At 65.3% G+C, this 18,537-nt stretch carries 13 protein-coding genes; 12 read left to right on the forward strand and 1 reads right to left on the reverse strand.

The window, feature by feature from the left end:
• Positions 1–61: 61 nt before the first annotated feature.
• Complete coding sequence (locus tag OW521_RS05550; RefSeq protein WP_268023627.1) at positions 62–1,723, forward strand: glycoside hydrolase family 32 protein; 1,662 nt, start codon at positions 62–64, stop codon at positions 1,721–1,723.
• A gap of 209 nt (positions 1,724–1,932) precedes the next feature.
• A complete protein-coding gene (locus OW521_RS05555) occupies positions 1,933–3,681 on the forward strand; it encodes a phospho-sugar mutase (protein WP_268023629.1) in 1,749 nt (582 codons plus the stop codon).
• A gap of 22 nt (positions 3,682–3,703) precedes the next feature.
• On the opposite strand, the gene nirD is transcribed toward OW521_RS05555, so the two are convergent.
• On the reverse strand, positions 3,704–4,075 hold the full coding sequence (nirD, locus tag OW521_RS05560) for a nitrite reductase small subunit NirD (RefSeq protein ID WP_268023631.1): 372 nt from the start codon (positions 4,073–4,075) through the stop codon (positions 3,704–3,706).
• 291 nt (positions 4,076–4,366) lie between these two features.
• Here nirD and nirB point away from each other — a divergent pair, with 291 nt between their 5' ends.
• The 10 genes from nirB to OW521_RS05610 all read left to right on the forward strand — a co-directional run bounded on the left by nirB (position 4,367) and on the right by OW521_RS05610 (position 18,480).
• The gene (gene nirB / locus OW521_RS05565; protein WP_268023633.1) at positions 4,367–7,018 is read left to right on the forward strand and encodes a nitrite reductase large subunit NirB; all 2,652 of its coding nucleotides are present in this window, start codon (positions 4,367–4,369) and stop codon (positions 7,016–7,018) included.
• Positions 7,019–7,023: 5 nt separating this feature from the next.
• Positions 7,024–8,058: a uroporphyrinogen-III C-methyltransferase gene (gene cobA / locus OW521_RS05570; RefSeq protein WP_268025694.1), complete on the forward strand. Its 1,035-nt coding sequence runs from the start codon at positions 7,024–7,026 to the stop codon at positions 8,056–8,058.
• A gap of 10 nt (positions 8,059–8,068) precedes the next feature.
• Positions 8,069–9,229, forward strand: a complete 1,161-nt coding sequence (locus OW521_RS05575; RefSeq protein ID WP_268023635.1) for a uroporphyrinogen-III synthase — start codon at positions 8,069–8,071, stop codon at positions 9,227–9,229.
• A 270-nt stretch (positions 9,230–9,499) separates the two neighbouring features.
• Positions 9,500–12,145, forward strand: a complete 2,646-nt coding sequence (locus tag OW521_RS05580; protein ID WP_268023637.1) for a GMC oxidoreductase — start codon at positions 9,500–9,502, stop codon at positions 12,143–12,145.
• The gene (locus OW521_RS05585) at positions 12,142–14,160 is read left to right on the forward strand and encodes a hypothetical protein (RefSeq protein WP_268023639.1); all 2,019 of its coding nucleotides are present in this window, start codon (positions 12,142–12,144) and stop codon (positions 14,158–14,160) included. The genes OW521_RS05580 and OW521_RS05585 overlap by 4 nt, the downstream gene beginning before the upstream one ends.
• Positions 14,157–15,194: an alpha/beta fold hydrolase gene (locus tag OW521_RS05590; protein WP_268023640.1), complete on the forward strand. Its 1,038-nt coding sequence runs from the start codon at positions 14,157–14,159 to the stop codon at positions 15,192–15,194. The genes OW521_RS05585 and OW521_RS05590 overlap by 4 nt, the downstream gene beginning before the upstream one ends.
• Positions 15,191–16,165 carry an acetoacetate decarboxylase family protein gene (locus OW521_RS05595; RefSeq protein WP_268023641.1) on the forward strand — a complete coding sequence of 325 codons (975 nt, stop codon included), beginning with the start codon at positions 15,191–15,193 and terminating at the stop codon, positions 16,163–16,165. The genes OW521_RS05590 and OW521_RS05595 overlap by 4 nt, the downstream gene beginning before the upstream one ends.
• Positions 16,162–16,644 carry a hypothetical protein gene (locus tag OW521_RS05600; RefSeq protein ID WP_268023642.1) on the forward strand — a complete coding sequence of 161 codons (483 nt, stop codon included), beginning with the start codon at positions 16,162–16,164 and terminating at the stop codon, positions 16,642–16,644. Before OW521_RS05595 ends, OW521_RS05600 begins: the two co-directional genes overlap by 4 nt.
• Positions 16,645–16,651: 7 nt before the next feature.
• Positions 16,652–17,134: a hypothetical protein gene (locus tag OW521_RS05605; protein ID WP_268023643.1), complete on the forward strand. Its 483-nt coding sequence runs from the start codon at positions 16,652–16,654 to the stop codon at positions 17,132–17,134.
• The gene (locus OW521_RS05610; protein WP_268025695.1) at positions 17,134–18,480 is read left to right on the forward strand and encodes a patatin-like phospholipase family protein; all 1,347 of its coding nucleotides are present in this window, start codon (positions 17,134–17,136) and stop codon (positions 18,478–18,480) included. Before OW521_RS05605 ends, OW521_RS05610 begins: the two co-directional genes overlap by 1 nt.
• The last annotated feature ends 57 nt before the right edge of the window (positions 18,481–18,537 follow it).

The following is an 18,537-nucleotide window of genomic DNA, read 5'->3' on the forward strand; positions in this document are numbered from 1 at the left end:
CCAGCAAACGCGGGGCGTCCGGTTCCACCCGGGCGCCCCGCTCCCCAACCCAGGAAGTCCCATGCTCCACTCCCCTGACCGCCCGTTCCACACCGCTCGCAAGGCGGTACTCGCCGTCGTCGCCGTCGTCCTGACAGTGTTCACGAGTTCCTGCACCCCGACGCCGGATGCCTCGCCGTCCGCAGGGAGCTCGCCGTCCGCCGTCGGAATACCCGCCCCGGCGGCGTCCGAATCGGACCCGTGGCGGCCCGCCGCGCATCTGACTGCGTCGCAAAACTGGATCAACGACCCCAACGGGTTGGTCTACGAAAACGGGACCTATCACGCGTTCTACCAGCACAATCCGCACGGCAACTTCTGGGGAGACATGTCCTGGGGCCACTCCACCAGCACCGACCTAGTGCACTGGACCCAGCGGCCGGTGGCCATGGAGGGCTCCGCCAGCGAGGAAATCTTTTCAGGCGCCATCGTTCCGGATACGGGGAACGCCTCGGGACTGGGCACCGCAGACAACCCTCCACTAGTGGCGCTCTACACCAGCTCATACGGCGACGGCGGGGCGTTGCCAAAAGGCAGCCAGGCCCAGTCCGTGGCCTACAGCCTGGATCACGGGACGTCTTGGACCAAGTACAAGGGCAACCCGGTGCTGAGCCTGCGGCCGGCGTCGAACAACTTCCGCGACCCCAAGATCACCTGGTACGAACCCGGCAAATACTGGGTCATGACCACGGTGGTAGCCGATGCGCAGGTGGTGAAACTCTTCAAGTCCACGGACCTGCTGCACTGGAACTTCCTCAGCGATTTCACGGGAGTGGGTGCCCAGGGCGGACTCTGGGAAGTTCCGGAGCTGCTTCAGATGGACGTCGACGGCGGCAACGGCCTGAAAAAATGGGTCATGATCCTGAGCATCAACCCAGGAGGCATTGCGGGAGGCTCCGGGATGCAGTACTTCGTGGGCGAGTTCGACGGCACTCGGTTCACGGCGGAGCACGCCGCAAAGCCCGGCAACCCGCTGACGGACTCGCAATGGCTGGACCACGGAGCCGACTTCTACGCCGCCAACACCATCGCCTCTGCCCCCGGCGGAAAACCCGTGCTGCTCGGCTGGATGGGGAATTGGGACTATGCGCAGTCCGTACCGAGCACCCCGTGGCGCGGATCCATGGCCATCCCGCGCCAACTCAGCCTGGTAGCCACAGGAGACCGTTTCGAGCTCCATTCGACCATCGCCCCCGCCGCGGAGGGCGCGCTCACGGACGCCAAGAGCAGTGAAGTACATGGCAAAAACCTCACCGTCACCGATTCCACGGACTCCCTCGGCACCGACTTTGGTTCACGAACCCAGCTGATCGACGCCGAAATGGATGTTGCGGCCTCAGCTGAAGCTGGCATAGTGCTGCGGGCTTCGGCGGACGGGAAGGCAGGCCTCCGGATCTCGTACAACCGCGCAACCCAGACCCTCAAAGTGGATCGCTCGGCGGCAGGCACCTCCAACTTCTCGCCGAAATTCAGCCCCTACCACCAAGCCTCCGTCCCAACGAAGGACGGCAAGGTCCGCCTCCGCATCCTCTTGGATTCCTCCTCGGTAGAGGTGTTTACGCAAGACGGCTCGGTGGTCATCTCGGACACCTTCTTCCCGCAATGGGGCAACACAGGCGCGGCCGCCTCCAGCACGGGAGGCACCACGAGCTTCAAATTCAGCAGCACCCGGCAGCGACCCTGAAACCCGGCAGCCCAACTGACTCGCATTAGTTGTCGCTAAAACGCCTCATAACGACAACAAATGCGTGGGCCCACGCCGCCAGGGTTCCCTGGCCGAGCTTGCGAGGCGAGGGTGGCGGTGGGGACTAGTTGGGCGGGGCGGCAGGACTGTGACTGCCGACACAACCCTGCACCTCGGCATCCCTGCTCTTTGACGATAGCTTTATCCCTATGACATCGAGCGATGCCGAACTTGAAAAGCTGATATCCGACGCCGGCGAGTGGGCTGCCCAGGACCCGGACCCGATCACGGCAGCAGCACTGACCGAACTGGCCGGACTCGCCTCCAGCGGCGTCGCTGCAGCCCGCCAACAGCTTGAAGACAGCTTCAGTGGAACGCTGCAGTTCGGTACCGCGGGACTCCGCGCCGCCCTCGGTCCGGGCCCCAACAGGATGAACCGCGTGGTGGTGCGGCGGGCGGCAGCGGGTTTGGCGGCTTTCCTGAAGGACGCCGTTGCGGCGGCCTCCCCCGGAACGCGGCCGCGCGCCGTCGTCGGCTATGACGCGAGGCACAACTCGGAGGTCTTCGCGGCAGAGTCAGCCGCGATCTTCACGGCGGCCGGATTCGACACCTTCCTGATGCCTTCGGCGCTTCCTACCCCGCTTCTGGCTTACGCGGTCCGGGCCCTTGATTGCGACGGCGGCGTCATGGTCACTGCGAGCCACAACCCGCCGCAGGACAACGGTTACAAGGTGTACTTGGGCGGCAGTGCCGTGGAGGAAAGCGGCCGGGGGTCCCAGATCGTGGCACCCTACGATTCGCAGATCGCCGCAAGCATCGAAGCCGTGGGCCCTCTCGACTCCATCGCCTTGGCTGAATCCGGCTGGACGGTGCTGCCCGGCTCCATCACGGGAGAGTACCAGGCCGCTATGGCTGGCCTTGCCGACCCCGTGAATTTCCCGGCACGGGAGCTGAAGATTGTGTTGACTCCCATGCATGGCGTGGGCGGTGAAACCGCGGTCTCGGTACTGAACGCGGCCGGCTTCACTGACGTCTCACTCGTGGAAGAGCAAGCAGAACCGGATCCGGACTTCCCCACTGTCAGCTTCCCCAATCCGGAAGAGCCCGGCGCACTGGATCTGGCTTTGGCGGCAGCGGCGCGCTCGGGTGCCGACATTGTGCTGGCCAACGACCCCGACGCCGACCGCGCGGCTGTGGCGGCAAAGGACCCTGATACGGGTGCTTGGCGGATGTTGCGGGGCGACGAAGTAGGCGCCCTTCTGGGCGCCCACGTGGTCGCCCGCCATGCCGCCGACGCCCGGCAAAGCGATGGCACCCGCGGCGTTTTTGCCAATTCGATCGTCTCCTCCCGGCTGCTCTCCCGCATTGCCGCAGCGGCCGGCTTCGCCCACGAGGAAACGCTGACGGGATTCAAGTGGATTTCGCGTGTGCCGGGACTCGTCTACGGCTACGAGGAAGCCCTGGGTTACTGCGTGGCGCCGGAGCTCGTGAGGGACAAGGACGGCATTTCCGCCTCCCTGCTCATCGCCGAACTGGCGGCGGCGGCCAAGGCTGAAGGGAAGACGATCTTCGACACCTTGGACGAGATCTACCTGGTGCACGGCCTGCATGCGAGCGACCAACTCAGCATCCGGGTGGCGGACCTCGGTTTGCTGGACGCCATGATGAACCGGCTCCGGGCAGACCCGCCCGAGTCGTTCGGCGGCTCCGCCATCGAGACTTTCGTGGACCTGGCCGAGGGAAGCGAACAACTGCCGCCGACGGACGGCCTCCTCTACCTCACCAAAGACCAAAGCCGCGTCATCATCCGGCCCAGCGGCACGGAGCCAAAGCTCAAGTGCTACCTGGAGGTCATCAAGTCGGTCGGTTCCGCGGCGGAACTCGCAGAAACCCGGCACGCCGCACGGACCACCTTGGACCACATACTGGCCGACGTCCGCGAGGCGCTGGGGCTCTGAGGCCGAGGCTGTAACGCTTAGCCTACACTTCGACTTCGATGAAGCCGTCAACCATGCGGGTCTTGAAAGCAGCAAGCCGGAGCTCGGGGTTGGAATAGCACTCGCCGGTTTGAAGATCGTAGACCTCCTTGTGCAACGGCGAGGCGATGGTAGGACGGCTGCCCCGGGAACCGGTGATGCCGCGGGCCATGACATTCGCCAAAGTTGCGGGGTCCTGCTGGGCAACTGCGTACACCTTTTCGGGGTCGACGCGGAAGAGCGCCACCTGCACGCCGTCAATCAGGGCTGCCTCGCCCCAGGCCACCTCAAGCTCGTCCAACGGGCATACACGGTGCCAGCCGGACGCCGCCGGCGCGCCCATCAGTTGTTCTTCCCGTTCCAGAATGACGGTCATGTCAACCCCTTTCACTGTGCCAAGGGCCGGACGAATCCTGTCCCGGCCTTCGTCCTTGCTTTCAGGCGCGGGCCGTCTAGCGGCCACACTTTCAAGGTAGGCCGGGAGTGTTTCACCGGAATGCAGTCAATGTGTCCGCTGCGTAAAAGAGACCTCACACTCAACGACATCCAATCGTGACCCAGAAGTTAAGACCACGAAACAAAAGGGAAACTGAGGCGAAACTGCCCGTCCGTAGTCTGAAGTGACAAGTTGCGGAGCACGTTCTGCGGCGCATGCGAAAGGCCACCAGTGACCGGACACACTTCCAACCCAGAAAACCTGCGCCGTATTGTTGTCGCCGGTGGAGGCCCAGCGGCCCACCGATTCGCCGACGCCATGCACACCCGCGGTCTTGAGGGCTGGCACGTCACGGTCCTGACCGAGGAGGCGCACCTCCCGTACGACCGCGTCACGCTCAGCAAGGCCCTCACCGACGTGGGCTATGACCTCACCTTGGGCGACATGTCCATGTGGGAGCACGAATCCATCTCCCTGCGCACCGGCGAGCGAGTGGTCAAGATCAACGCTGAAGCTAAATCAGTGGAAACCGCGGCCGGCAACAGCTACCCCTACGACCACCTGGTGGTCGCCACCGGCTCGGACGCGGCACAACTCCCGTTCCCCGGCGGCGAGCTCGCCCATGTCTACCGCACCCTCGACGACGTCTGGGCCATCAACAAGGCCATTGCCGAACTCACGGAGAAGCTCGGCCGCACTGTCCGGACCGTGACCATCGGTGGCGGACTTCTCGGCTTGGAGGCAGCGGCCGGCACCATGGAGCTCGGAGCGCAAGCCACCGTCATCAACGGTTCACGCTGGCTCATGAACGCCCAGCTTGATGAAGGCGCAGGCCAGGCATTGGGCCGGCTCGTCTCTGCCAAGGGGCTCGAAGTTCTTACGGGAACCTATCCCGCCGAAGTATTGTCCGACGACGACGGCCAGGTCACGGGTGTCCTCATGAAGGACGGCCGTATCGTCCCCGCTGACATGGTCATCGCGTCCATCGGCATCCGTCCCCGCGACGAACTGTTCCGCGACGGCGAGGATCCCGCCGATGGCAGCGAACCGCTTTTCGAACTGGGCAAGAAGGGTGGCGTGGTCATCAACGACCACTGTGCCACTCCAGTCCCCGGCATTTGGGCGATCGGTGAGGTCGCCAACTTCGATGGCATGTGCCTGGGGCTCGTCGCTCCCGCGAACACGATGGCCGAGATCGTGGCCGACCGCCTGCACGGCGGACAGGCGACCTTCCCCGGCTTCGACACCGCCACCAAGCTCAAGCTCTCCGGCGTGGACGTGGCCAGCTTCGGGGACGCGTTCGCCAGGACCGAGCACTCCCTGGAAATCGTCTACGCGGACCCGGCCCGGGGCGTGTACCAGAAGATCGTCACCACCGACGACGCCAAGACCCTGCTCGGCGGCATCTTCGTCGGCGACGCCACCCCCTACATGAGCCTGCGCCCCATGCTCGGCCGGGAACTGTCCGCCGAACCCGGCGCCTACCTCACCGCCGCAGGCGGCGGGGAAGCCCCCGAAACCGAGCTCCCGGACGACGCGATCCTGTGCTCGTGCAACAACGTGCCCGCCGGATCCATCCGGGACGCCATCAACGGCTGCGGCTCCTGCGAGGGCAACGCCCCCGTCCAGGAGCTGGGCGAACTGAAGACCTGCTCCCGGGCCGGCACCCAGTGCGGGTCCTGCGTGCCGATGCTCAAGAAGCTCCTCGAAGGGGAACTGAAGAAATCCGGCATCGAGGTCTCCAAGGCCCTCTGCGAGCACTTCAGCCTCTCCCGCCAGGAACTCTTCGACGCCATCCGGGTCCTGGAACTGACCTCCTTCGAGGACATCCTGGCCAAATACGGCACCGGCGCGGGCTGTGACATCTGCAAACCCACCATCGCCTCCATCCTCGCCTCCCAGAACAGCGAATACGTCCTGGGCGCGGGCCGGGGCACCCTGCAGGACACCAACGACCGCGCCCTGGCCAACATGCAAAAAGACGGCACCTACTCCGTGGTCCCGCGCATCGCCGGCGGCGAAATCACCCCCAAGGGCCTGGGCGTCATTGCCCGCGTCGCCGAGAAATACGGCCTGTACACGAAGATCACCGGCGGGCAGCGCATCGACATGTTCGGCGCCCGCCTTGAGCAGCTCCCGGACATCTGGAAGGAACTGGTCGAGGCCGGCTTCGAGTCGGGCCAGGCGTACGGCAAGAGCCTGCGCACCGTGAAATCCTGCGTCGGCTCCACCTGGTGCCGCTTCGGCGTCCAGGACTCCGTGGCCATGGCCATCAACCTCGAGCTGCGCTACCGGGGCCTGCGCAGTCCCCACAAACTCAAGATGGGGGTCTCCGGCTGCGCCCGCGAATGCGCCGAAGCCCGCGGCAAGGACGTCGGCGTGATCGCCACCGACAAGGGCTGGAACCTGTACGTCGGCGGCAACGGCGGCTTCCAGCCCGCCCACGCCCAGCTCCTGGCCCAGGACCTCGACGACGACACCCTGATCAAATACATCGACCGCTACCTCATGTACTACATCCGCACCGCCGACCGGCTCCAGCGCACCGCCCGCTGGCAGGAAGAACTCGACGGTGGCCTCCAACACATCCAGGACGTCATCATCCACGACTCCCTCGGCATCGCCGAGGACCTCGAAGCCGCCATCGCCCGGCACATCGACACCTACCAGGACGAATGGGCCGAAACCCTCAAGGACCCCGAACGGCTTCGCCGCTTCCGCTCCTTCGTCAACGCCCCCGACCAGAAAGACGAAGCCATCACCTTCGTCCCCGAACGCGGCCAAATCCGCCCCGCCACCAACGAGGAAAAGGGCGGCGTCCTCATTTCTTCCGCAAGCATCTCCGTCCGGTCCGGCAATGAATCCGCAGGTGAAGGGAAATGACAACCGTGCAGCTCTCTATTGATCTCACCGGCCGCGACGTTCTGGTCACCGGTTCGGCCCACGCCGCCCGGCAAGCCGTCCGCCGCTACGAAGCCGCCGGCGCCGTCGTCTACCGTCTCAGCACGCCGGACGGTGCCGAAGGTGACGGCCCGCTGCCAGAGCGCCCGTTCCTCGTCGCAGCCGTCGACGACGGCGAGCCCGGTTGGGAGCCGCTGCTCGAACGTTGCCGGGAAGCCGGGATCCCCATCGCCATCGAACCGGCCGCCGGCGAGCCTGGCCACGTCACGCTGGTCGGCGGCGGTCCCGGCGCCCTGGATCTGCTCACCGTCGGCGCGGTCAACGCGCTGCGCGACGCCGACGTCGTCTTCTACGACCGCCTGGCCCCCTACCAGGAACTGGTGCGCCTTACCTCCGCGGAACTGGTGGACGTCGGCAAGCGCCCCGGCCATCACAAAGTGGCCCAGTGCGACATTGAGAAGCTCATGGTCGAGGCCGCCTTGGCAGGCAAGAACGTTGTCCGGCTCAAGGGCGGTGACCCCTACGTGTTCGGCCGCGGCGGCGAAGAAGTCGCCGCGTGCACCCAGGCAGGTGTCCCAGTCCGCGTCATCTCCGGAGTCACCAGCGCCATCTCCGTCCCCGCGGCCGCCGGCATCCCCGTCACCCACCGCGAGGTCAGCCACATGTTCACCGTGGTCTCCGGCCACGCCCCGTTGACAGAGAAGGAACACACCCATCTGGCAGGCCTCGGCGGGACCATCGTGGTGCTGATGGGCATCGGGACCCTCCCGCAGTTGGCTGCCGGCCTGCGCCGGGCGGGAATGGATGCCGGAATGCCCGTGGCCGTCGTCGAGCGCGGCTACCGTCCCGGCCAGCGCACCACCATCGCCGAACTCGGCACCATCGAATCCGCAGCCTCCGGCTGCAGCAACCCGGCCGTCCTGGTCATCGGCGAGGTGGTCCGGGTGGCCGAAGCCAACCACAATCATGCCGAAGCCTCCGCAGAACTGAGCCGGCTCGCGGCTTCGCTCCTTGAAGCCTGAAGGAAGTCCAATGACCACTCTGAACGCCCTTGATTCCGTTGACGCAGGCTCGCCGCTGGCCACTCCTGGACCAAACGACGATGCGCCACTGGACGGTTTCCGCATCGGAGTGACTTCCCACCGGCGGTCGCGCGACCTGATCGAGGCCCTCGAACGGCGCGGCGCCTCAGTGCTGCATGCCCCCGCATTGAAGATCGCACCGGTCCAGGAAGACATCACGCTCATCGAGGACACGAAGAAGATCATCGCGGCCAAGCCCGATATCTGCATCGCCACGACTGCCTACGGAATGCGGCGCTGGTGCGAGGCCGCGGACTCTTTCGGCATCGGCGAGCAGCTTCTCGATGTCCTGGGTGCCTGCCGCATGTTCGTGCGGGGACCGAAAGCCCGCGGTGCCGTCCGCGCTGCCGGCCTTGCCGACGTCGGGATCAGCAGTGACGAAACCACCGCCACATTGGTGGACATGCTCCTTCAGGAAGGCGTCCGGGGAAAGACTGTCGCGGTGCAATTGCATGGCTACACCGACGTCCGCCAGCTTGAGCGCCTCCGCATGTCCGGCGCGACGGTCCTCACCGTCACGCCGTACCGCTGGGTGAAGCCCGACGGCGAAGACAAACTGCCGCGCCTGATCGAAGCCGTCTGCAGTGGAGACTTGGACGTGCTCACCTTCACGAGCGCGCCGGCGGTGGACGCCATGTGGAGCACGGCCCACGAAATGGGCATGTACCGCCAGCTGATCGAGGCCCTCAAGACCCGGGTGACCGTTGCCGCCGTCGGGCCCGTCACCGCACAACCACTGATCGACGCCGGGCTGTCACCCCTCATCCCGGACCGCTACCGTATGGGTGCCCTCATCCGGCTCGTCACGGAGCATCTTGCCCTGAACCATGTGCGCCGGCTCGATACGCCTGCGGGGCATATTGAGCTGCGTGGCCGCTGCTTGAGGATCGATGGTTCCCCAGTGGAACTGGCCCCGGCTCCGTTGCTCCTGCTGCGAGCCCTCCTGGGGGCAGGCGGTGCTGTGCTGTCCCGCGAAGCACTGTCCGACCTTTTGGAATTGCGGGGCTCGGTCCACGCCTTGGACATGACAGTGAGCCGTTTGCGGTCCTCCCTGCCGGACGGAACGCTCGTGGAAACCGTGGTGAAACGAGGCTACCGGCTCCGCGTCTAAGTCCGCGATCCTCGCTCACTCTTGGGCCGGTTTTGGCCGATCCTCCTGCGGATCTTCCCGCAAAAAGACGAACCTTTGTTCACATCAGGTGCAAGAGCGTCCGGCGATTTGGGCCCATAAGTGAGCGTGCGTCGTAAAGCAATGCGAGCAATAACTCCACATCATGGACAGATTCGCGGCCCGGTGGGAACATGGGGCCATAGTCCACGGAGGCATCGTCCGGCTACGTCCGGGTGACTCCGGGTCAGCTCTCCTGTGAGAGGAACGGCCATGGTTCGTCTGGGGACCAGGGAAAGTGGTATCGAGACCGTCGACGCCGTGGTGGTGGGTTCCGGTTTCGGCGGATCCGTCGCTGCCCTGCGGCTGGCAGAGGGCGGCAAATCCGTAGTCCTCATGGAACGCGGCAAGGCTTATCCTCCGGGGAGCTTCGCCCGCACCCCCGCGGAAATGGGCCGCAATTTCTGGGACCCGGACCGTGGCCTCTACGGATTGTTCGACGCCTGGACGTTCCGCGGGACGGAAGGCCTGGTGTCCAGCGGATTGGGTGGCGGCTCCCTCATCTACGCCAACGTCCTGCTGCGCAAGGACCCCAAGTGGTTCGTCAAGGAATCGCCGGTGCCTGGCGGCGGCTATGAGAACTGGCCGTTCAGCTATGAGGACCTGGAACCGTTCTATGGCGACGCCGAAAAAATGCTCCAACCGGTCCCCTACCCCTACCGGGACACGCCCAAGACCAACGCCATGGAGTCGAGCGCTGCGGCCTTGGGTTTGGCCATCACGCGGCCTCCCATCGCCGTGACGTTTGCTACCGGTCCAGGCGCCGAGCCCCGCAGCAACCAGCCGCTGCCTGCCGCTCCCTATGGCAGCGTCCACGGCGATGGCACCGTCAGAACAACCTGCCTTCTCTGCGGCGAATGCGATATCGGCTGCAACGTCGGCGCCAAAAACACCCTGGACCACACCTATCTGTCGGCGGCGAAACGCGCGGGAGCAGATCTGCGCACCTTCCACGATGTGCGCGGCATCCGCCCGCTACCTGGCAATGGATTCCAGCGCGGCGGCTACGAGGTCCGCTACGTTGTCCATGATCCCCAGGAACCCGGAGCGCTGCTACGCGAGCGGTTCATCCGCTGCCGTCGACTAATCCTCGGGGCAGGCACCTTTGGCAGCAACTTCCTGCTCCTGCGCAACCGGGCTTCCCTGCCAGGGCTCAGCGAAACCCTCGGCACGAGGTTCAGCGGCAATGGAGACCTCCTGACCCTCATCATGGATGCGAAAACCGGGGAGGCTGGCCCGCCGAACGGTCATGGCGGCACACCGGGGGTCCGGACGCTTTCGGGCAGCCGTGGCCCGGTCATCACCACGGCCATCCGCATTCCGGATACGGTGGACGGCGGTTCCGGCCGCGGGTATTACGTGGAGGATGCCGGATATCCGGCTTTCATCAACTGGTTGATCGAAACCGCCCAGCTGGGCCAAGTGGCCCGCCGCACCGCCAGGATGGCTGGCCAAATCCTCAAGGACCGGCTGTTTGAAGGCCACCATTCCAACATCTCTGCCGACCTGGCTGCGGCGCTGGGTGACGGACACCTCTCGAGCAGCTCTGTTCCGTTGCTGGGTATGGGGCGCGACATCCCCGACGGCGTCATGAGCCTGCAGGATGGCAGGCTCGCCGTCGACTGGACCCTTTCCTCGTCCAACAGCTACTTCAGCAGGGTGCAGAAAACGATGGAGGACATCGCGGGGCAGCTGGATGGAAACTTCGTGGACAATCCACTGTGGTGGGCCAAGAGGGTCATCACGGTGCACCCGATCGGGGGTTCCCCCTCCGGAAGGAATCCCTCGGAGGGCGTGTGCGATGAATACGGGGAAGTGTTTGGCTACCCGGGCCTGCACGTGGCGGACGGTGCTGCGATGCCCGGGCCGGTGGGGGCGAATCCTTCCCTGACTATTGCGGCCTTCGCGGAGCGGGCGTGCCGGCACATCCTTGAGGCGGACAGCCGGGGGGCCGTCACCGGAGCCGCAGTTTCCGGGGAGCGCGGAGGGATCGCGCCGGTGCAGGGCCCGCCCGTTGCCGGCGCCGCCGTCGTCGACCAAGCCGAAACCGCGCCCCGTTCGCTTGCCCCCGACGCCACCAAAGGCATCTCGGGTCGCAAGGAAAAGCCTGCCTACGCGGCGGGATCCGCCACAACCCAGCAGGCTCGCGGGCTTGATCCACACGCTGCGGGCACGGCGGAAAGCAACGCCACCTCGGTCAGCTTCACAGAGCAGATGCACGGCTGGTTCAGCCCTGGCCTCTCCGACCCCGAAAAGGGCCGCAACCTGGGCCGCGACCGGGGGCGGCGGATCATGTTTGAGCTGACCATCACGGCGAAGGACATCGACGCGTTCGTCGCAGATCCGGCCCACCCGGCCGCAGCCGAAGGTTATGTGCTGGCCGACCAGTTCGGCGGACGGCTCCCGGTGGAGAAGGGCTGGTTCAACCTCTTCGTGGAAGACCAGTCTCCAGACGGCACGCAGAGCAGGCGCATGCTGTACCGGCTCTGGCTGCGCGATCCGGGGGGCACCCCGCTGACGTTCACCGGTTACAAGCTCATCCACAACGGGTCCGGCTTCGACGTCTGGCCGGACACCACCATCCTGTATGCCACGATCCTCAGGGGACATGTCCCGCCGCCGGAACCGGCCGCACCGGCGAGGAAGTACGACGACGGCGACGATCCCGCCGTCGTCGGCGCCGGGATACTACACATCCGGCCGCTGGACTTTGCCCGGCAGCTCACCACTTTCCGGGCTGTGGGCCCGGCTCCGGCGGCTGGGCTCACGGCGTTTGGGAAATTGTTCCTGGGCGAGCTCTGGCAGGTCTACGGGCGCACTGCCTCCAAGATTCCGTACCCCTTCCGGCAACGATCATGAAGCACTGGGAGCTGGCACAACACAGCGCCGAACTAGGGTTCACGCCCCGCGATGCTGTCCGCTGGCTCTCGCCCATCGCCCTGGGCCGCACCGGACTCAAAGTCGCGGCGGCAACCCTCTTCGCCGATTTCGGCGACAAACGCGAGCTCGAAGCCGGACTCCCCGGTGAGCCCCTCTATCTTGATCGGCTCCCGCTGCCCGGCCAGGCAGCGCAACCTGCCGTCATGGACAAAGGCCTGCCCGCACCAGACGAACTTCGGAGCCGGGGCGAAGCGCTGGCACAAATGGCCGGAACGCAGGCCAAGGAATTGTGGCTCGATTTCACCGCCGACCTTGGCGACGGCTTCGACGCGACCTACTCGGTGGCTCTTCTGCTCGCCCAGGAGAGGCTCGAGGTAGCCGGAGACACGCTGCCTCGGGGCAACGTCCTGGTGCTTGGCGGCGACGAGGTCTATCCAGTGGCTTCGCCGGAACGCTACGAGGACAAGATGGTGGGTCCCTACCGCAAGGCGTTCCCCACTCCCGCGCCCGGAGACTCGGACACTCCGCCTCCCGGCACCTGTCCGCCTGCCACGTTGATGCTGGCGTTGCCCGGCAACCACGACTGGTACGACGGGCTCACTTCCTTCATCCGGCTGTTCACGAGGCAGCGCAGCATCGGAGCATGGCGTACGGTCCAGAGCCGCAGCTACTTCGGCGTGCGGCTCACCGGCGGCCCCGGCAGCCCTGGCTGGTGGGTGCTTGGCCTGGACAGCCAACTTGGCCAATACATTGATGAGCCCCAACTGGAGTACTTCTACCGGAACGTCACCACGCAACTGCAGCCGGGCGATGCCATTATCTTGTGCCTGGCTTCGCCGTATTGGGTCTATTCCGATTCCCCGTCGGCGAGCGCCTTCCGCCAAGTCAACTTCTTCGAGCAGGACTACTTGCGCCGTCGCTTCAACCCGACCACGGGCCGCTTCGAAGACACCGGCGCCTCTGTCCGCCTCTGGCTCAGCGGGGACCTGCACCATTACTCGCGCTTCGAGCAAGACGTGCCCGCCTATGGAAGCGGTGCAGCTCCGGAAGGGTTGAGGACGCAGCTCGTCACGTGCGGGCTCGGCGGCGCCTACCTCGCTGACACTTCCGAACTTCCCGAGGAAATCATCCTGCCGACCCCCATCACATCGCCGAACGTTTCGGCGTCGCTCCCGACGCCGGACCTCGGCTCGGCCGGCCGGAAGTTCAGCCGGACCCCCGTCAGCTATCCCAGCTGTGACGACGGCCGGAGAATGGGGCGCCGGCTCGCCAACCCGTTGTCACCGTTTTGGCTTCCTGCCCGGAATCCAGGCTTCGGACCGCTTTTGGGACTGATCCACGTGCTCTTCTTCCTGGCTGGATGGACTGTCTTCAGCAGCTTCCGCGGCCGGTCGCTCATGGACACACTGGGTTCCCTTGAGGGGGCCGGCCTGGCCAGGCCGTTGATCTTCGGCGTGTTGGGACCGCTTGTACTGCTCGGCGCGCTGGCATTGCTCTGGAAATTGTTCGGCACTTCATCGGTTGTCCGGGACCGCAAGGGCCTTGTCACCTTCTTGCGCGGAGTGCTGTACCAACTCGCGGCCATGGGAGTGGGCCTGGTGGTTGTCGCAGTCCTGCACTGGCCTCCCGGCTGGCCTCAATTCCTGGGTGCCCTTTTCGCCCTCGCGGTCACGTTCGTGAGCGGCTGGGTCCTCGGCAGTGAGGCCTTTGCCCTCTTCATCCTGGGCACCCGCGGTGGTGAGGTGGCCACCTGGATGATGTCCGGCCAGTCGGTGGAGGACCACAAGGGTTTCCTGCGCATCCACTTGGCTCCCGACGGCGCGCTCACGGTGTACCCGCTGGCCATCGATGAAATCTGCCGCGATTGGGCGCTGGAAACCACGTCCGACGGCGTCCGTCCGGTGCCGGCCAAGGGCGCCACTGCCGCCGGGCTCCCGGCAGTCCGGCTACTTGAAACGCCCATCTCCATCTCCCGGGAAGGAATTTCACCATGACTGTGACCCGGGCCGAGCACCACACCGAGGTCATCCCTTTCCGGGCACGCGACGACACGCCGCTCAGCCTTGTGCACGTGACTTCTCCGGTCAACCGCGGCAAGGGGCCTGTGCTGCTGGTCCATGGATCGGGAGTACGCGCAGAACTCTTTCGGCCGCCGGTCCCCACCACCGTGGTCGATGTGCTGCTGGAGGACGGTTGGGACGTCTGGATGCTCAACTGGCGCGCCTCGATCGACCTCGACCCCCTCTCGTGGACGCTAGGTGACGCCGCGGTCTACGACCATCCTGCCGCCGTCGAGCACGTACTCCGGGCCACCGGCGCCGAGACCCTCAAGGCCGTGATCCATTGCCAGGGCTCCACGTCGTTCGCCATGTCTGCCGCGGCGGGGCTGCTGCCGCAAGTGGACACCATCATCTCCAACGCGGTGTCCCTGCATCCGGTGGTTCCGGCGTTCTCGCGGCTCAAGATCGACTACCTGACGCCCGTGGTGAAGCTGTTCACTCCCTACTTGTCGCCGTCGTGGGCCTACAAGTCGGAGGGCTATTTCACCCGCCTCATCCGTTTCCTGGTCAAGGCCGGCCACCACGAATGCAACAACACGGTCTGCAAGATGGTCAGCTTCACCTACGGCAGCGGCAGGCCGGCGTTGTGGTCCCATGAAAACCTCGACGACGCCACCCACGAATGGCTCAAGGGCGAGTTTGCCGAGGTACCGGTGAGCTTCTTCGAGGAAATGGGCCGCAGCATCAAGGCCGGACACATGGTGGCGGCCGGCAACCACCCCGAACTCCCGGAGAACTTCGTGGCCCAGGCTCCACAAACCGACGCGCGGTTCGTCTTCATGGCGGGCAAGGACAACCTCTGCTTCCTGCCGGAAAGCCAAGAGCGCACCTTCGAGTTCTTCCAAGCCCACAGGCCTGGCAAGGATTCGCTGCACCTCATTCCCGGCTACGGCCATCTGGACGTCTTCTTCGGCGCCCGGGCGTGGCGGGATACCTTCCCGATCATCGTCCAGGAGCTGAACTCATGAACAACTTCGCCCAACTGCATGCAGCGCTGCACAGATCCGTGCAGAAAATCCTCCCTTCCCCGGTCCCCCGCCGCCAAACCGAACTCACCGGCCAGTACGCCAAAGTGGACGGGATCAAGTACGTCATGCCAGTCAATTCGGACGATTCCCCTGTGCTCATGGCGGCCTTCCCCATCAACAAGCGCGCCGCCGCCGCACTGCTCCCAGGCAAGGAAATGCGGCCATTCAGCCTGGGCGGCAAGGGCCTGCTTGTGGTCACGGTGGTCAACTACAAATCGACGGACATCGGCAAATACATCGAATATTCCCTGGCCATCGCCATCACCCACGGCAGCCGGCCCGTCCCGCCGATCCTGCCGCTCATCTTCCAAAAGACGTTCAAGCTGGGCCAGTTCGTGGTGGACCTGCCCGTCAGCACGGAAATCTCGGTCAAGGGCGGGAAGGGAATCTGGGGCATGCCCAAGCACCAAGCCAACCTCGACTTCGTGGTCACGGACACCACGGTCTCGGCCCAGTACGATCAGGACGGAATGCTGGGCTGCTACATCGAAATCGAACAGCCCGCTCCCATCGGGCTCCCGGTGAGGCTGGCCGCCTCAAACTACTGCGCCTTCCGTGGAATGCTCTGGAAATCGGACATCTATTTCGAGGCCACCGCGAATGTCGCTTTCGGCAGGCAGGCCAAGGCGCGCCTCGTCCTGGGGGACGCTCCCGGCGTCGTACCCCTCAAGACCCTGCAGGTGGGAAACAAGCCCTTGTTCACCGCGTGGCTTCCCGAAGCCCATGGAGTGTTGGACGACCACTACGAAGCGTGGTTCCTCACGGCCACGACGGAAGCGGAAGCTGCAGCCCTCCGCGGCGGAGACATGATGGACAGCGTGGTGGGCCTTGGCCAAAGCCAGGAGTGGCTGGCACCTCCGGACCGCTCCCGCGTCGCCGATTCCCAGCCTGCCCAAGGGCGGGCATCATGAACTGGCTCCTCCTCCTGAACGCCTTGTACTTCCTCTTCGGATCCACCATGTACGTGGGCACTATGTGGGTCCTCAAATGGTTCCTCTACCCCACCTGGCGGTCCCTCTCCCGCGACAACGTGGACATGCACTTCGGCATCCCCACCCGCGCAGCCACCAAATTCTTCACGGTAGTAGTGCCGATCATGTTTGTCTCCGGGGCCATCCTGGTGTGGACGGAATGGGGCAGCATCCGGGTCATCCCAGCCATCATCTGCCTGCTGGGCATCATCGCGCTGACAGTGGTTGGCCAGGGAATCATCATCCCCATCAACATCAGGATCCGCGGCGGCGATTTCAAGGACGACGCAGAACTCCGCCAATTGCTACTGCGCTGGATGTTCCTCAACGACATCCGCTTCTATGTCTCCACCCTGACCTGGCTGTCCATGGTCTGGTTGCTCGTGGACCGCGGCCGGCTGCTGGCAAGCTACACGTGAGATTCCCATGAGCACAGCACACCCGCGCCCACAGCCGCAGCCGCGCCAGCACCCGCGTCCACACAAGGAACACGCTCCGGGGGTCCTGAATTGGGCTGCCGCCGATCCGTTGCGGGCCGTCCTGGCCGCCATCGCCATCATCACCGTCTTTTCCGGGGCAGCGCAGATTCCGTTCGGCGGGGCCATTCTCCAGCTGATCGGGGCAGAGCCAACGCCTGAGGCCCACCAACTCTTCGGCACCGTGGGGATGTTCATGGTGGTGGTCGGCGGACTGCTCCTGCACACCCTGCTCAACGCCGTGGCTTCGCACGAAGTGGTCCTGTGGTCCGGAGTGCAAAAAGCAGGCGCGTTTGCCGCCGTCGGGATCGGGGTCTTGAACGGCGTCTTCGCGCCACTAGCGCTGACTGTTGCCTTCTTTGACCTTGCGACGGCGGTGCTCTGCTTCATCTATTGGCGGGGCATTACCGTCGCCGGAAGAGTGAGTACGTGATGCGTTCCCTGGTGCTGGCCGGAGGCGGCATGCGTGTGGCCTGGCAGGCCGGAGTGGTGCGGGCGCTCGCTGAGGAAGGTCTGGCGTTCGATCATGTGGACGGAACGTCCGGCGGGATCCTGACAGCCGGGATGATGCTCTCCGGGGTGTCCCCGGAGGACATGTGCAACAACTGGTCCGGCGTCAACGTCAAGGATTTCGGCTCGGCCCTCCCCCTGGGCGACTACCTGAAGGGACCGTGGTCCTTGCCCGCCATTGGCGATGCCGACGGCCTCCTCAACAAAGTGTTCCCGGCGTTGGGGATCGACGCCACCGGGATCCGTCGCCGCGCGGCGGAACCGGGCGCCGTCGGAGGCTCCTTCAACGTGGTGGAGTTCGTGGAAAAACGCTGCCACCCGATCGACGCGACGGAGATCGATCCGGAGCTCATGGCAGCGGGGATGTCGCTGCCCATCTTCCTCACACCGCTGCGCAGGGACGGCAAGATCTGGACCGACGCCGTCTGGGTCCGCGATGCCAACGTCCAGGAAGCGCTGAGGCGGGGTGCGGACGAAATCTGGCTGATCTGGTGCATCGGGAATTCCCCGTACTGGGGCGACGGTCCGCTGGAGCAGTACGTCCATATGATCGAGATGAGTGCCATGGGCGCGCTCCTTGCGGATTTCGAGGCGGCCAAGGCCACTGGACGCGAGTTTGTTCTCCATGTGGTGCGTCCGGAGCATCCCCTCCCGCTCGATCCCGAGTTCTATCTGGGCAGGATCAACGCGGACACCTTGATCGGCATGGGTTACAGGGACGCACGGAAGTACCTGGACTCGATGACCAGCGGCGGCTTGGCGAAGGATTCCTCGTGCACGGCCATGACGGAGCCTCCTGCCGGCGTCCGTTTCAACGACACTCTCCGCGGTGAAGCAGACGGCGAACCGCTGACGCTGACCGCCACCGTGGTGCTGCCATCCGCCGACGCCGGAGCCGCGCCTCAGGTGTCCGGTTTCCTCGACCACGGGCCATTCGGACCCCGGTTGTTCCTCGCGGGCGGGCGCGTTGAAACCCAGGGGGAAACCGTCAGTTACCGTGCGCACGTGAGGCTCGACGGCGGCTGGCAGGACGTGTCGGTGACCCGCACCTTCCACGATGACCCCGGACCCGACGCGTGGTCCGATTCCCGCCGAGCCCGGTTGGTGGTGGAGGGGCGGCTGGATACCGAAGTCCGCATGAGCCTGGGCGATGCCGCAGGGCTGATCGCCTCCGTGGAACCCGTGGGCGCCCACGGCTTCCTCGACCGGACCAAGGCGGCGGAGACCTTCGTAGCCAACGGGCTTCGGGAGCTCCTGCGGCGGTACTGACTAGCAGCGATTTCCACATGTGACCCAGCTCATTACCGGCGGGTAACCATCAGGGAA

Origin of the sequence: Arthrobacter sp. MMS18-M83, assembly GCF_026683955.1 — a bacterium.
Classification (GTDB): domain Bacteria; phylum Actinomycetota; class Actinomycetes; order Actinomycetales; family Micrococcaceae; genus Arthrobacter.